This is a genomic window from Streptomyces sp. NPDC046866 (genome assembly GCF_040704625.1).
Taxonomy (GTDB): Bacteria; Actinomycetota; Actinomycetes; order Streptomycetales; family Streptomycetaceae; genus Streptomyces.
Genome location: NZ_JBEYXN010000009.1, coordinates 182,250 through 194,804 on the forward strand (window position 1 = coordinate 182,250; position 12,555 = coordinate 194,804).

A 12,555-nucleotide genomic window follows, 5' to 3' on the forward strand; every position below is an offset into this window, starting at 1 on the left:
CTCGGTTAGAAGCCGCGCGCCCTTCGGCGCTTCGGCTTAGCCAAGCCAGCAGCTATCGCGTCGCCAGCGGCCTCGTGGGCGAGCACGCTGGTTACAGCAGCGTCGATCTTTTGGTGGACGGCCGCCTTCCGGAGCACGTACCGCCCCGATGGCCGCGCCGCCTTTCTTGCGTTCCGGACGTGGATGGAGGTGAACTCGCACCCGTCGTGCCGGAAGGTCCCGCCTGCCTTCGTGACATCCGTGACGAGCCGCTCGCATGCGGCGTGCATCTGGACCACGCGGTTCGTATACCACCGGACGACGCGCTTCTCGCCGTACTTCGCGGCCCAGCCGTCCACCTCGGTTTCCCAGTACGGCGGATCTGCGTACATGCGGACGACGTCGTACCGCGTCATAAGTTCGTCGACCGCGGCGTCGACCTCAAGCCGCGGCGTCTGGCCGCCCCAGTCCGCGGGATCCCAGATCGTCGGCCGGCTGTCGGGGCCGTAGGTCGGTGTCCACTGGAACCCGTCGAGGGTCTCGGCCCTGATTGCGGTCCAGTCGTCCACGTCGCTGCCGTCAAAGCCCAAGACAATCTGCGTCTTCGGCCCCGGCAGCTCTTCGTCGGCGATGCCAGCATCCCAGCGGTCCTGGGTCAGCCATGAGCCCATGCCGGCCACGATGCGGTTTCCGTAGAAGCGCTCCGCCTCGGCCGGCTCCTTCTCCAGCAGCTCCGCCGCCTCGCCCTCGATCGCGTCGAGGTTGATGTGGGTGCTGCCCTGGTAGACGTGAGCGTGGATTCTCCGCCGTTCCGCCTTGTTCGTGTAGGACAGGCCCTTCGGTGGCAGCCGGTGGAAGCGGTAGATGTCTGCCTGCTTGGACTCCGCCGTCTTCTGGGCCACCGAGTTCTCGCTCGGGTCCCAGCCGTTCGTCGTCTCCAGCGACCGGCCCTGCATGCCGCCGAGGCCACGACGTTGGGTCGTTGCTACCTTGGTCATCTTGTTGCCCTCGGTCCAGATGCCCGTCTCATCCTGGGCGACGAACGTGACTGGGTTACCAAGACGGGACTGAGCCGATGACGTCACGACGTCGATGCGGCCGTCGTTAGGCAGCCGGATGAACTGCTCGCCCACCCGCATCTGCTCCGCGAGGTAGCCGTCCCGCACCATGGCCTGCAGCGGCCTGTAGATGTTGTCGGTCTGGTCCTCGGATGTGGCAGTGATCTGGATGAGGGGCTGGTTCCAGGGCCGCCCCATCGGCTCCCCGGGCTCGTACTCATAGACCCACCCACACCCGCAGCCATGGTGTCGGCAGTCGTACCGCTCGCCGCCGCGGGCCCAGCCGGCGAAGAGCACCGGGCCGACCGCTTCGGCCGCAACGATGCCAGCCGTCCATGGCCCCTTGCCGGACTTCTGCGGCGCCACCACCTGGCCACGGCGGTAGTGGAAGGCTGTCGACAACTGCCCGAGCTGGGCCGTCGGCCGCACCCGGTAGAAGGAGACCGTGCAGCGCAACTGCCAGTCGTACATCTCGAAGGGCTGAGGCGTGTTGTCGATGCCGCCGACAGACCGGATCCGGCAGTGCTGTGCGATCCAGTCCGGGACGATGAACAGGGTCGGGAAGTCGAGCGGCCAGGTCCCGTCGTCAGCCGCTACCACCCGGCACCGCCCTCAGACGAGCCCGAGCAGAACTGGACGCGGGAGCAGACCCGCTGACCGCCACCGACGCTTCCTCGTCACGATCGATGCGCCAGCGGTTCGCACGCATGCCCGGCGTAGTGAGCCCGAGGGAGTCGGACATCTGGCGGACCAGCGTCGACAGGTTCACGAAGGAACCTGGCTCCTCGGCCTCGGCCAGCCGACGCGCGTACAGTGCAACCTCGGTTTCCTGGCCGTAGCGCTCCCACATCAGGGCCTGAGGCTTCCTCCAGAGCCGCTGCCACAGCTCGGCCTCGCGGTCTGAAGGCGCCGTCAGCGGCCAGTCCGGTGCGGCACCTTCACGGCCAGCAGCAGGCAGGATGGTCCACTCTCCGGCATCGCGTTCGCGCCGGAGCGCCTGCGGGTCCGGCGGTGGTCCTGAACGTGCACGAGCTCCACCCTTCGGCATGAGCATCTCCTCCGGTCGCACCATTGCGGCGCATGCGCGGCCGGGCGTTGCGCTCAGCCGTCCAGTAGGAACCCGTCCCCCGGCATCCGATCGCCCTTCGAGCTGTTGCAGCTCAGGTGAGCAAGGAAGACGTTCGACGGGTCATGGGCGCCGCCCTTGGAGATCGGCACCCGGTGATCAAGGCTTGGGCTCTGCGAGGCCGGCCACGCCACCGTCGGATCGACCGGCAGCGCGCAGAGGCTGCAGCTCCAGTTATCGCGCTCGGCTATCTCGGCCAGCAGCACAGGCTCGCCGGTCGAGGCCGCCTTCTTCTGAGCTCGCCGGCGGTGGTATCGATCACGCCGAGCATCAGTCCAAGGCTCCGGCTTCTGCCGTCCATCAGCTCGGGACTCCCGGTTGTACAGCAGTTTCCCGTGCTTCTCGCTGCAGCAGCGGGTCGAGGGACGCCGCGGGCGGAATACCTCTCCACATTCAGGCAGCGCGCACCGCCGCTCGGGTAGAGGAGCGGCCAAGCGTTGCCCGCGGGCCACCTCGCCGCAGCGCTTTGAGCAGTACTGAGCGGAGCCTTGTCGCCCATCCAGGGAGCCGCCGCACACGGGGCACGGCGCGGGCGGTTGCCACACTTGACCTGGGTGGTTCAACACCCAGAGGCGACACCGATCACTGCACCACTTCCGCTTGTTGCGCTCCCGCTGGCCGGGGGTGATCGGCTGCCGGCATCCAGGGCAGGCTCGCTGTGCTGCGCGCTCGTCAACGCTCATGGGGACGAGGCTACTTGGGCCCCCTGACGTGTGGGCTGCAGTCACATCAGGTAACGATGACAGTGATCTTGGAAGCTCTGGACCCGGCAGACCCCGGCGCGACCTCCCCGGCGGTCCTGGTGATCCTTGATCTTGGGGTCTCCCCCCAGGTGATCATGACCCTGTGTGACATCGATCAAGGTCAATGATCAAGTCCGTTCCCGCTCCACCATGATCGCGGCGATGCTCAGCCAGGAGCCGGCCAGCTCGTCCAGCCTCTCCATGAGCGGTAGGTTGGTGATCTCCAGCTCGGCTTGGGCCAGCAGCCTGGCCGCGTGGCTGATCGCCTCGTCAGCTGTCATGCATGCCACCCTCCAGGCTGATGCTGGCTGGTCTCCCTGCTGTGGCACGGCCCGCACAGACCACGCCCGTGCCTCGGGTCGTCAGGGTCGAGGCCCTGCTCAACGAGCTCGCGCCGACTGAGCGGGTGGTGGTCGGCGTGCACGGCCGGCGCCTGCCGGCACAGCACGCACACCCTGTCCCGAGCCAGCACACCGGGCCTGAACCGCTGCTCGTGCTGCCGGCCGTAGCCTCGCTGTCGTGCACTGCCGCGCTTGGCTTCGGCGAGGCGCCGGTGCTCGGCGCAGCGTCCGCCTTCGGTGTACTCGCCGCAGCCAGGCACCGTGCACACCCGCCAACCTGATCGTCTAGCCATCGCTGTCGCCTCCATCCGCGTACCGTGAGGGCCCTCGGTGGAGGGAGTGGGGATGTCTGAGGACCAGGGTCCTGACTGGGTGAGAGGCCTGCTGGCTGTCGGCCTGCTGCTGGTGATCGTGGGGTTCTTCGTGTCGCTGTGGCTGTCAGCCGCGGGTGGCCTGCTGCTGGTCTTCGTTGGCGCTGCCACTGCCGGCCAGCGCCGCGCGAGTGGCAAGCCGCCGGAGACGCTGCTGCGTCCCGGCGACAGGCCGTGGCGGGATCGGGGCGACGGCTAGGCCGGCATCAGCTCCCGGATTGCCGCGGTGATGCGGCGAGCCAGGTACACATGGCCGGCGTCGGTGGGGTGGACGGCGTCGCTGCCGATGTAGACGTCTGCGTTGCCGCTCCCCGTGGTTGCCCCGACGTGACCCGTGCCGGTGATCCATGCGCCGTGGGTGGCGATGAGCGTTCCGGCGCCGTTGTAGATCGATCCGGTGATGGGGCTGATGAAGGGGAAGCCTGCGCCTGCTGCTGCAGTGCGCAGGGTGGTGTCGGTGTTGGTGAGGCTGGCTGCCGGTGAGCCGGTGGGTGACCAGCAGCCGATGACGTAGACGGTGGTGTTGGGCAGTCCGGCTTTGATGGTGGCGTACAGGCTGGCGGCTGCGGTGGCGATGTCTGCCTGAACTCCGCCGTTGTCGTTGTAGCCGGCCCAGATGATCAGGCGGTCGGGGTTCCATGCGACGACGTCGGCGGCTACTCGGTTGGCGAGGGTGGCGAAGGAGCCGGCCGTGATGTAGCCGGTGCCGCCTCGGGCTTCGTCCCAGAAGTCGTTGGAACCGAGGAGCTTGGCGGCCCGCTGAACCCAGGTGCCGGCGCCGCCGCCGGTGTTGATCGCGGAGCCGTCGGAGAGGCTGTCGCCGAAGACCATGAGGCGGCCGCCGTTGGGGACGGAGGACCACATGGTCGCGCCGGGGGGCAGGAAGACGCCGCCGAACGGGACGGTGTAGAAGTCGAAGCGGATGACCCGGGGAGCCGCGGATCCGAGGTCGACGGTCATGAGGTGGGTACTGCCGGCGGTGGTGCCGCCGACTGCCTGCATGAGTTCGGTGACGCGCCGGCCATCGATCGACAGCCTGTACATGCCGGCGGTCTGGTAGTTGAAGCGCAGCTGGAAGATCTGCGTGTCGCACCCGAACTCGAGGGACCACACGGACTGGCTGCTGGTGAGGGAGCCGCGGGTGTTGGGGTAGCGGCTGGTCGGCAGGACGTAGGTTGAGTCGGGTGTGCCGCTGCCGATCTGGAAGCCGCCGGCTCCGAGGTACGTGAACGGGCCCGTGACGTCGGAGCCGGACAGTGTGACGCCCGCGGGCGCGTATTTGACGTATCCCGCGGTGGGGGTGCTGGTCTGGACGACGCTGATGCTGGGGGCGGTGCCGGCGTAGAGGGTGTCGGTGGTGACCGGGTCGGGTAGGTTGCGCCGTCGCCATACTGTCGGCGTGGGCGCCGCCTTGATGTACCAGCCGCTTCCGGACGGTACGAGGGTGGCGTGGTCCCACTGGCTGTCGAGGCGGCGGATGAGCTGCCCGTCGATGGTCTCCGAGCCTGCGGCATCGATGGTGACCGTGTTGGTGCTGCTGTCGGTCTTCTTGACCGTGATGGGGTCGGTGCGTCCCACCGCGGTGGGCAGGGTGATGGTGATGGCGCCGCTGGTGGCGTCGGCGAGGATGTGCTCGTCGAAGCTGGTCGCGGTGTAGCTGGCCGTCTTGGTGGCGATCGGGTAGGTCAGCTGACTGTTGCGGATCTTCAGTCCGGTCGGCGCGTCGAGGGTGAGGCCGGACGCGGTGAAGAGGCCAGCGAGGACGACTTCGCCGCGGGCTGCGGCGAGGCCGGTGCCGCTTGTGCGGTCGCCGAAGCGGGGCGTGCTCGTCTCGGTGTCGATCTTCAGGTACATGGTCGGGCCGAGGCCGCCCGTTCCGGGGCCGAAGATGTAGACGAGGTACGTGCACTGCTCGATGCTGATCAGCGACCCGTTGATCGAGTGGGCGGCGCCGACGGAGCTGTAGTACGTCCCGACCGGGCAGAGCGCAGCCCAGCAGTACAGGATCCGCAGGCCGTAGATGTCGCAGTGCTCAGTGGCCAGGATCCCGTAGGTGTATCCGCCGCCTATGGTCCAGTTGCGAACCATGGTCAGGTCGTTGTTCCCGTTGGCCGGCAGCAAGATGCCGATCGACAGGCCGGTCGCGAAGACGCCGGGCGAGATGTAGCTGCCTGCCGGTGGAGCGACAGTGCCGGTTGTGCTGGTCTGCCCGTCCCGCAGTTGGGCGTTGGCTACGCCGGACAGGTCGATCGCCGAGTATGTCAAGCCGAACTTGCTGTGGCAGGTCAGGATCGACAGGTTACCGATGTCCACGTACAGGTTCGAGAAGTTGCCGGGCGCGACACCGTAGCCCCCGGGCTGCGACGGGCCGCCGATGACGGCCGGGTTGCCGGCCGCGTTGATCGAGTTGGTCTGGGCGGTGGCGTTGGCGAAGAGACCGAAGGACACCAGCGTCGAGCCGGTGGTGTTCGGCACCGTCTGCTGCCAGTGCTGGACGCCCGCACCGGTGTGGGCGCCCTGGATGGTCAGGGTGAGCTTGCGGCCGGTGGCGGCCACGACGGGCAGAGTCAGCTGCGCGTTGCCGAGCGTGCTGCCGCCGGTCCTGAGCGGGCCCGCGATCCCGTAGAAGGACGCGGCGGCCGGCGGGATAAGGACGGTCGCTGCACCGGCGTGAGCCTGCGCGTAGGTGACTGCCGCGTCGATCGCGGCCTGGATGGCCGCGGTGTCGTCGCTGGCCCACAGAGCGGGCACGCCGGAGACGGTGCTGCCCGCGCTCGCCGACAGCGTGACCTGTGTGCCGCTGATGTGCCCGGAGATGGTGCCAACGAGGGTCTCGCCCGAGGCGCCCGCGTTCAGGACCATCACGTTCTTGCCGACGTCTCCGGACGTGAATCCCGCGGTCGCGCTGGTGAGGGTCGCGCTACCGGACGTCATGGCCGCATCGGAGACAATCTTGCCGTTGCCGAGGGCGCCGTATGTGGTGACGTCGAAAACCCAGGGCTGGGCGGAGGAGAACCGCGGGTCGTCGCCGGCGGCAACGGTCCCGGCGGCCGTGCCGACGTTCCGGGTTGCCGAGTTCCCGAGGCCGAGGTTCGTGCGGGCCGTAGAGGCCGAGGCGAGGTCCGCGAGGTTCTGCGTCTTGGCCAGGTACTTCGTGGAGGCATCGGCGATGGCGGCGGCCTGGGCCGCATCGGCCTTGCTCTGCGCGCCCGCTTGGGTCTCCAGGGCGGCCGTGTTGGAGATGCCGTGGACGGCTGTGGTGTCGGCCTCGTGCGCGGCAACCTTGGCCGTAGCGTCGGCCGCGGCAGCAGCCTGAGCGGCCGTGGCGGCGCCTGCAGGGTCGAAGGTTGCGATGGTCGCCGCGGACAGCTGGAGGTTGGGGTATGAGCCGGTCAGTGCACCGCCCGCGGGGCCTGTCGGGGGCAGGCTGTGCCCTGAACCGTCGGGGGCCGAGACAGGGGCGAGGACGTCCAGGTCGACGGTCGTGCCCAGCGTGGACGGCAGGTCGATGTAATACGTGCGCCGCTGCCCGCTCGTCGGCTGCTCGTCGACGCGCCACCGCCAGCCTGTCGGCTGGACGTCGGTGTCGTCGGTGCACAGCAGAACGATGCTCATCGTGCCGCCGGTGATGGTGGCCGTGCCGCCGCCGCTGTAGATGGCGTGCTGGGTGGAGTCAACTAGGACCGCGGTGGGGGTGAAGACGACCCGGCCGCCGCGGGCTCCGCCCCCGACCGGGGAGGGGAACGTGCCGGTCACGGTGATCGTCTTGGCTCCCGCTGGGAACGGCACGACGGCACCTCCTCTACGGCTGGTTGCCCACCCTCTGTCGTGCGAGTTCCATTCGGTTGAGCTCGGCGTATATCGCGTCTGCGATCCGCTGGTAGCCAGCGTCGTTGGGGTGGAGCCGGTCGGCCATTTCGCTGGGCCCGAGGGCGGGCGGCGCGACGTACCGGTAGTTGTGACGAGCCTGGCTGGCGTTGACCACCGCGTTGACCTTGGCCACTTCGGTCTGCAGGCCGCCCGTGGTGGGGATGAGTCCCAGGACGAGCACTTTGGCGGTGGGCAGGTCTTCGTGGATGCGGTCGATGAGCGCGATCAGCCGCTCTGCGGCGCCGGCTTGCGTTCCCGCGGCGAGGTCGTTGATCCCGAGGTGGAGGAGGATGACGTCGGGCCGGGCAGCAGCCAGCCATCCGTCCAGGCCGACGCGCACCTGATTGATCGTGTAACCGCCGTGGCCCTCGTGGTCGGGGTCAGTGGCCGCCCCGCTGGCTTGGCTGCCGACGTAGTCGACTCCCGCCAGGTGCTCCCACAGCGCCTGCCGGTAGCCGGCGCCGGTCGTGCTGCCTGCGCCCTGGGTGATGGAGTCACCGAGCGGCATGATCCGCAGGACTGGCGGGGCGGCTGGCGCCGGACTACCCCCAGGGCTTGCTGCGACGGGAGAGCATCCGGCGACGGCCAGGACGGCGAGCAGGACGGTCGAGGCGCGAAGGCGGGAAGACACGGGCGCCTCCTCGTCGGTCAGGCTGCCAGGGGAAGGGGCGGCGGCGGCCCCGGCGCAATGAGTGCGCTGGTGAACTCGTCCCGAGAGGCCGGCAAGAGTTCGAAGACGTTGTACCGAACTTTGCCGCGGCCGCGTCCGTAGCGCTTGATGCGGCCCTCGTGCGCCCACCTGCGGATGGTGACTCCGGGCCGCCCTGCGTAGTAGGCGGCGGCCTCTTCATCGACGAGGGCAATGTCGGCGGGCACGGTCACCTCCGCGGGAATGACTGAGGCCCGCCGAGTGGGCGGGCCTCAAAGTCACACGTGTCCAGTGAGAGCTACGTTACGTTCGCGCAGTTCAGCAGTCAATCTTTGCCAGCAGGGAAGTAGTTCCGGCCATCAGGCACGAGTGATCCGGCCCAGTTTGGCGGCCCATGCTCCGCGCGGAGGGCGAGTATGTGCTCTTGCAGTGCCGGCCCGGGGTGGAAGTACTCTCCGCTGGCGCGGAGCGCTCGGAACTCGCGATGCCGGGCCGTCTCCAGCTCTTGGCCGCCGGGCTCCAAGGCCAGGACTTCGTTCGGCCGGATTGAGATGAAGCGACTGGCCAGGTTGATCGTGGTGCCGATCTTGATGAGATGCCCGCAACGCACGTAGTAGACCCAGCGTTTGCGGCCGACGGGATCCGTCTCTGGTGTGACGACCGGCTCGGGTGGTGGTGGGGCGGCCTGCTCCAGGCGGAACCGGGTCAGCTTGATGGCGATCTCGACCGCCCGATCGTCAATCTCTACGCCGGCGAGTTCCATGCGGTGCAGCAGGATGAGGATGTCGGCGCGCGCGGGATCCTTGCGGTCGACCTTGTCGGAGTGAGGTATCCGATCACCGATGTTCTCGTGAGCCCATCCGGGCGACTGTCCGATGAATCGAGCCACGCGTTCATTCTCCTCTGAGGTGCTGACAGCGGTTCTGTCTCCCTGGGCGCCACGGCCCCGGCACAATGCCGCTATGGGGGTCCGTTTTGGCGTGATGGGCGATACGGAGCGCGAGTGCGCGGAAGGCCTGGCCCTGCTCGCCGGCCTGGGCGTCCGGCTGGTGGTGACGCAGCCGCCGGTGCTGCTGGCCGGGGACCGGTGGATCGCGCGCGCCGTGCACATGCCGGCGGCCCCGACCGGTGAAGGCCAGGGCCGCGAGGGGTAGGTCAGATGTTGGCTATGCGCGCCGCAGCTGCCCCACTGAGGGTGAAATTGGGTGCGGTGAGGAGCGCTTCGGCTACGGCGGTGATGCGGTCCCACTCACGTTCGACGCGCTGCTGGGCGGTAGCCATGACCTGGTCCCAGGCCAGGCCGCCGTCGGGGGTAGGGTCGGTCTCGCTGACGGGGACCCCTTCGGCGGCGAGGATGTTGAGCGCCATCTGCTTGTCGTGGTCGGCGGCGACAAGACGGGCCGTTTCCGGGGTGAGGCGCCCGGACTCCGCGAGCTGGTGAAGGTCGGCCGCCTGGCCGGAGGCTCCACAGACCACGGCGACATCCAGGTAGGTAGCGAAGGACCGAGCCCAGGTGGTTGTGCCAGTCCAGCCTGTAAGCCCGTTCTGGGTGACGGTGTAGATCCGGGTGTGCTCGCAGGTGAAGCCGGCAAGCATGCCGAGCACCGTATGCCCGGCCTCGTGGTAGGCGAGCCCGCGCTGAATCAGCGGGAGCGGCATGGTCTGCTGCTGCACCTGGCGCTCGGGCGTGTAAGCGTCGAGAGAGTACATCTGGCACTCCTCAAGACTTGTTGATCGTCTTGGCGACCAGGCCGCGGGTCTGCGTGCTGACAGTGTGGTGTTGCTGGCTGACGGGCCCGTTGTAGTGGTGGTGGTGCTCGCCGCCGATGCCCTGCGCGCCGCGGAGCAGCCGGGCGACCGCGAGGATGGGCAGAGCGATGACCGCCGGCGCGGCGCAGAACATGCCGATGACGGTCGGGTCGGCGTAGTCCGAGGCGATGAGGACGCCGATGGCGATGAGGCCGGGCGGGACGGTGGCGAGGCCGGCGGTAAGCATGAGGACGCTGGCATCCGTTGCCTTCTGGCTCATGGGCGGCCGGCCTGGCTGCGGGATGGGCGGGGTGTCGCCGACGGCGGGCAGGAGGCTGGTGTCACGGTATGACGTGGGGGGTGTCAGGGCTTCTTCGACGGCGGCGATGAGCTGGGCGGCGTGGTCGTGATCGAGGGGTTGGGGGGCGTTCATGATGGGCTCCTTGGGGGGCGTGACGGTACTTGACGGTCTCCTGACACCAAGCCGTAGGACGCAGGACCATGGAGCGCCCCGTTTGTCCAGGTCTGAGACTGTTTGGGCGTCGGGTGTCAGGTGTCAGGTGTCAGGGCGTGACAGGCAAACCCTTAGGCCAGTCGCGTGTCACGCCCTGACTGTCAGGCGCGCGCGGACTGTCAGGCGTCAACCAGCTGGGGCACAATCCGCCACCGGCCGGCCTTCGATGTGTGCTCGAGGCGGCCTTCGAGAGCGGCCTCCTTGAGGCGCCCGGACACCCAGGCGCGGGAGAGCTGGTGCCGCCCAGCCCAGTCCATGAAGTCCTTCGGCCCCACCACCATCTGTCCGGCCGATTCGAACTCGGTAATGGCCTGGGCAAAGAGCTGCCGGGCCTCCTTCGGGCCGGGCTGGCGGCCGGGGGTAGCCCCGAAGATCGGAGTGTCGTCGCCGGTTTCCGAGTCGTCGAGATCCCGTTCGGGGTCGATGTGGGTGTCCTCCTCGTCTACGAGGGGCTCGCCGGTCACGTCGTCTTCCTCCACTGCAGGCTGGTTGGGGGTGTGCTGGTCACGTTCGGTGTAGGCGCGGCCGACTGCCTTCGCGGCGGCGTCGGCGGTGATGGGGTCGGGCTTGGCTCCCTTGCGGGCCGCCCACGCTGCGACGGTCTCCATGAGGGTGTTGGCGGTGGGCGTGAACCAGCGGGTCCGGCCGGGGCTGGAGTAGCGGGCTTCGTCGACGCCGGGGGTGACGAGGTAGCAGTAGCCGGGGCGGCGGTTGGACCAGCGTTCGGGTGCGGCGCCTGCGTCGAGGACGTTGTCGGGGAGCATGAAGCCGGCGGCGGTGGCGTTGGGGACGCCGAAGCACAGGCGGCTGCCGAGGGCGTCGCGGGTGGTGGTGCTGATCTGGTCGTGGCTGGGTCGCTGCAAGGAGACGATGAAGGCGACGCCTCCGGAGCGGGCCAGGTTGGCGACGTTGTTGAAGGCGTCGTCGCCGAGGACTGACAGGCTGACGCCGGCTTCTTCGAACCAGGTGACCAGGAAGGGCATGCCGGGGCAGCCGCACGCGGTGCCGTCGGCGCGGCAGGTGTGCGCCGGATCGTCCTGCTTGACGGAGGCGCGGATGTTCCACTGCCGGTAGCCGTGCTTGCCCAGCCAGGCGGTGCGGGCCTGGATGACCGGGAGGACCGCGGTGGCCATGGTCTCGGTGCCGGAGGCGTCGGTGGCCCAGTCCATGCCGGGCAGGAGGTGGCGGAAGTCTTGGAAGCCCTTGGGGTCGTTGAGCCAGAAAATCACGTCCTTGCGGGAGAGGATCTCCGTCATGAGGTTGAGTGCGCCGTCGCCCTTGCCCGCACCGGTCATGCCGGCGATCAGGACGTGGGTGGCGTTGCGTCCCACGGTCGGGTCACCGGGAAGCCACAGCTGCAGTGGGGTGCCGTCGTCGTAGACGCCGATGACGAGCGGGTCGGTGATGGAGCCACCAGGGAGAGACGGCCCTGTCTCTTCCCAGCGGACGGCCTCGCCGAGCATGTCCATGGGGACGATGACGAGCTCTCCGCGGCGCGCCGAGTCGGGGTCGGGCAGGTAGCGGATGGCGGCTGGCGGGACGTCGAGTCCGGAGGCGATGAGGGGCAGCGCGCGGGTGACGTCGTCGTTGGTCTGCTCGCCGGCGGCGAGTTCGAGGGGGACGGTGACTCGGTTGGGTTCGACCTTTGCCCCCTTGATGAGGGCCTTGGCCAGGCCGACCTTCTCCAGGAGTCCGGCGGAGTCGGCCGCGGGGACGGCGTCGGGGTTCCAGCGCAGCACCTGCCGGATGTTCCAGGAGATGGCAAGGGCGGCGCCGCCCATGAAGTACAGGTCGGGGAGGGGGCCGGACCAGGGTCCGGCTACGGAGGCGCAGGTGAACCAGGAGCCGGCCGCGGCAACGGTGACGGCGGAGTGGAGCCGGCGCTGGCGGCCGGTGGGCTTGGCCGCGAACCAGGCTGCCGCTGTCAGCCCGCCCGAGGCGAGGGTCAGGCCGATACCGGCGAACGGGGCGCCCTGCCAGGCCAGGGCCGCCGGCACGGAGGCGACACCGACTCCGCCGGCCACGACCCACGGGGGGAGGAAGGGCTTGGCCCGGTGGAACAGCCAGCCCTTGACGCCGCCGGCCGATGACTCCCCGTTGAGGCGGGCTTCGGCCGCCTGATTGACCTTCTCGATGTCGCTACCCATGATCCTGC

At 69.0% G+C, this 12,555-nt stretch carries 13 protein-coding genes; 2 read left to right on the plus strand and 11 right to left on the minus strand.

Features of this window, described 5'->3' with window-relative positions:
- Window positions 1-5: 5 nt before the first annotated feature.
- From AB0953_RS16510 to AB0953_RS16525, 4 genes are all read right to left on the minus strand, one after another.
- A complete protein-coding gene (locus tag AB0953_RS16510; RefSeq protein WP_366860150.1) occupies window positions 6-1,637 on the minus strand; it encodes a hypothetical protein in 1,632 nt (543 codons plus the stop codon).
- The gene (locus tag AB0953_RS16515) at window positions 1,624-2,085 is read right to left on the minus strand and encodes a hypothetical protein (RefSeq protein ID WP_366860151.1); all 462 of its coding nucleotides are present in this window, start codon (window positions 2,083-2,085) and stop codon (window positions 1,624-1,626) included. The genes AB0953_RS16510 and AB0953_RS16515 overlap by 14 nt, the downstream gene beginning before the upstream one ends.
- Before the next feature lie 53 nt (window positions 2,086-2,138).
- On the minus strand, window positions 2,139-2,369 hold the full coding sequence (locus AB0953_RS16520; protein WP_366860152.1) for an HNH endonuclease signature motif containing protein: 231 nt from the start codon (window positions 2,367-2,369) through the stop codon (window positions 2,139-2,141).
- A 665-nt stretch (window positions 2,370-3,034) separates the two neighbouring features.
- Entirely contained in the window at window positions 3,035-3,187 is a 153-nt protein-coding gene (locus AB0953_RS16525) for a hypothetical protein (protein WP_366860153.1), read from the minus strand.
- A gap of 405 nt (window positions 3,188-3,592) precedes the next feature.
- Between AB0953_RS16525 and AB0953_RS16530 the strand changes: the two genes are divergently transcribed.
- Window positions 3,593-3,817 carry a hypothetical protein gene (locus AB0953_RS16530; RefSeq protein WP_366860154.1) on the plus strand — a complete coding sequence of 75 codons (225 nt, stop codon included), beginning with the start codon at window positions 3,593-3,595 and terminating at the stop codon, window positions 3,815-3,817.
- Here the strand turns inward: AB0953_RS16530 and AB0953_RS16535 are convergent.
- From AB0953_RS16535 to AB0953_RS16550, 4 genes are all read right to left on the minus strand, one after another.
- Window positions 3,814-7,407, minus strand: a complete 3,594-nt coding sequence (locus AB0953_RS16535) for an SGNH/GDSL hydrolase family protein (RefSeq protein ID WP_366860155.1) — start codon at window positions 7,405-7,407, stop codon at window positions 3,814-3,816. The two genes, AB0953_RS16530 and AB0953_RS16535, sit on opposite strands and share 4 nt — an antisense overlap.
- Before the next feature lie 13 nt (window positions 7,408-7,420).
- A complete protein-coding gene (locus AB0953_RS16540) occupies window positions 7,421-8,119 on the minus strand; it encodes an SGNH/GDSL hydrolase family protein (RefSeq protein ID WP_366860156.1) in 699 nt (232 codons plus the stop codon).
- 17 nt (window positions 8,120-8,136) lie between these two features.
- Complete coding sequence (locus AB0953_RS16545) at window positions 8,137-8,364, minus strand: DNA-binding protein (protein WP_366860157.1); 228 nt, start codon at window positions 8,362-8,364, stop codon at window positions 8,137-8,139.
- A 98-nt stretch (window positions 8,365-8,462) separates the two neighbouring features.
- A complete protein-coding gene (locus AB0953_RS16550) occupies window positions 8,463-9,026 on the minus strand; it encodes a hypothetical protein (protein WP_366860158.1) in 564 nt (187 codons plus the stop codon).
- Between the two features lie 73 nt (window positions 9,027-9,099).
- Between AB0953_RS16550 and AB0953_RS16555 the strand changes: the two genes are divergently transcribed.
- Entirely contained in the window at window positions 9,100-9,291 is a 192-nt protein-coding gene (locus tag AB0953_RS16555) for a hypothetical protein (RefSeq protein ID WP_366860159.1), read from the plus strand.
- A gap of 1 nt (window position 9,292) precedes the next feature.
- On the opposite strand, the gene AB0953_RS16560 is transcribed toward AB0953_RS16555, so the two are convergent.
- The 3 genes from AB0953_RS16560 to traB all read right to left on the minus strand — a co-directional run bounded on the left by AB0953_RS16560 (window position 9,293) and on the right by traB (window position 12,547).
- Window positions 9,293-9,847: a hypothetical protein gene (locus AB0953_RS16560; protein WP_366860160.1), complete on the minus strand. Its 555-nt coding sequence runs from the start codon at window positions 9,845-9,847 to the stop codon at window positions 9,293-9,295.
- 10 nt (window positions 9,848-9,857) lie between these two features.
- Complete coding sequence (locus AB0953_RS16565) at window positions 9,858-10,319, minus strand: hypothetical protein (RefSeq protein ID WP_366860161.1); 462 nt, start codon at window positions 10,317-10,319, stop codon at window positions 9,858-9,860.
- Between the two features lie 200 nt (window positions 10,320-10,519).
- Window positions 10,520-12,547: a plasmid transfer protein TraB gene (traB, locus tag AB0953_RS16570; protein WP_366860162.1), complete on the minus strand. Its 2,028-nt coding sequence runs from the start codon at window positions 12,545-12,547 to the stop codon at window positions 10,520-10,522.
- Between the last annotated feature and the right edge of the window lie 8 nt (window positions 12,548-12,555).

What these genes read in the sequence shown, in the direction of transcription:
- AB0953_RS16530 (WP_366860154.1), top strand. Translation starts at nt 3,593, where the DNA reads ATGTCTGAGGACCAGGGTCCTGACTGGGTGAGAGGCCTGCTGGCTGTC.
- AB0953_RS16525 (WP_366860153.1), bottom strand. Translation starts at nt 3,187, where the DNA reads ATGACAGCTGACGAGGCGATCAGCCACGCGGCCAGGCTGCTGGCCCAA.
- AB0953_RS16560 (WP_366860160.1), bottom strand. Translation starts at nt 9,847, where the DNA reads ATGTACTCTCTCGACGCTTACACGCCCGAGCGCCAGGTGCAGCAGCAG.
- traB (WP_366860162.1), bottom strand. Translation starts at nt 12,547, where the DNA reads ATGGGTAGCGACATCGAGAAGGTCAATCAGGCGGCCGAAGCCCGCCTC.
- AB0953_RS16555 (WP_366860159.1), top strand. Translation starts at nt 9,100, where the DNA reads ATGGGGGTCCGTTTTGGCGTGATGGGCGATACGGAGCGCGAGTGCGCG.
- AB0953_RS16565 (WP_366860161.1), bottom strand. Translation starts at nt 10,319, where the DNA reads ATGAACGCCCCCCAACCCCTCGATCACGACCACGCCGCCCAGCTCATC.
- AB0953_RS16515 (WP_366860151.1), bottom strand. Translation starts at nt 2,085, where the DNA reads ATGCCGAAGGGTGGAGCTCGTGCACGTTCAGGACCACCGCCGGACCCG.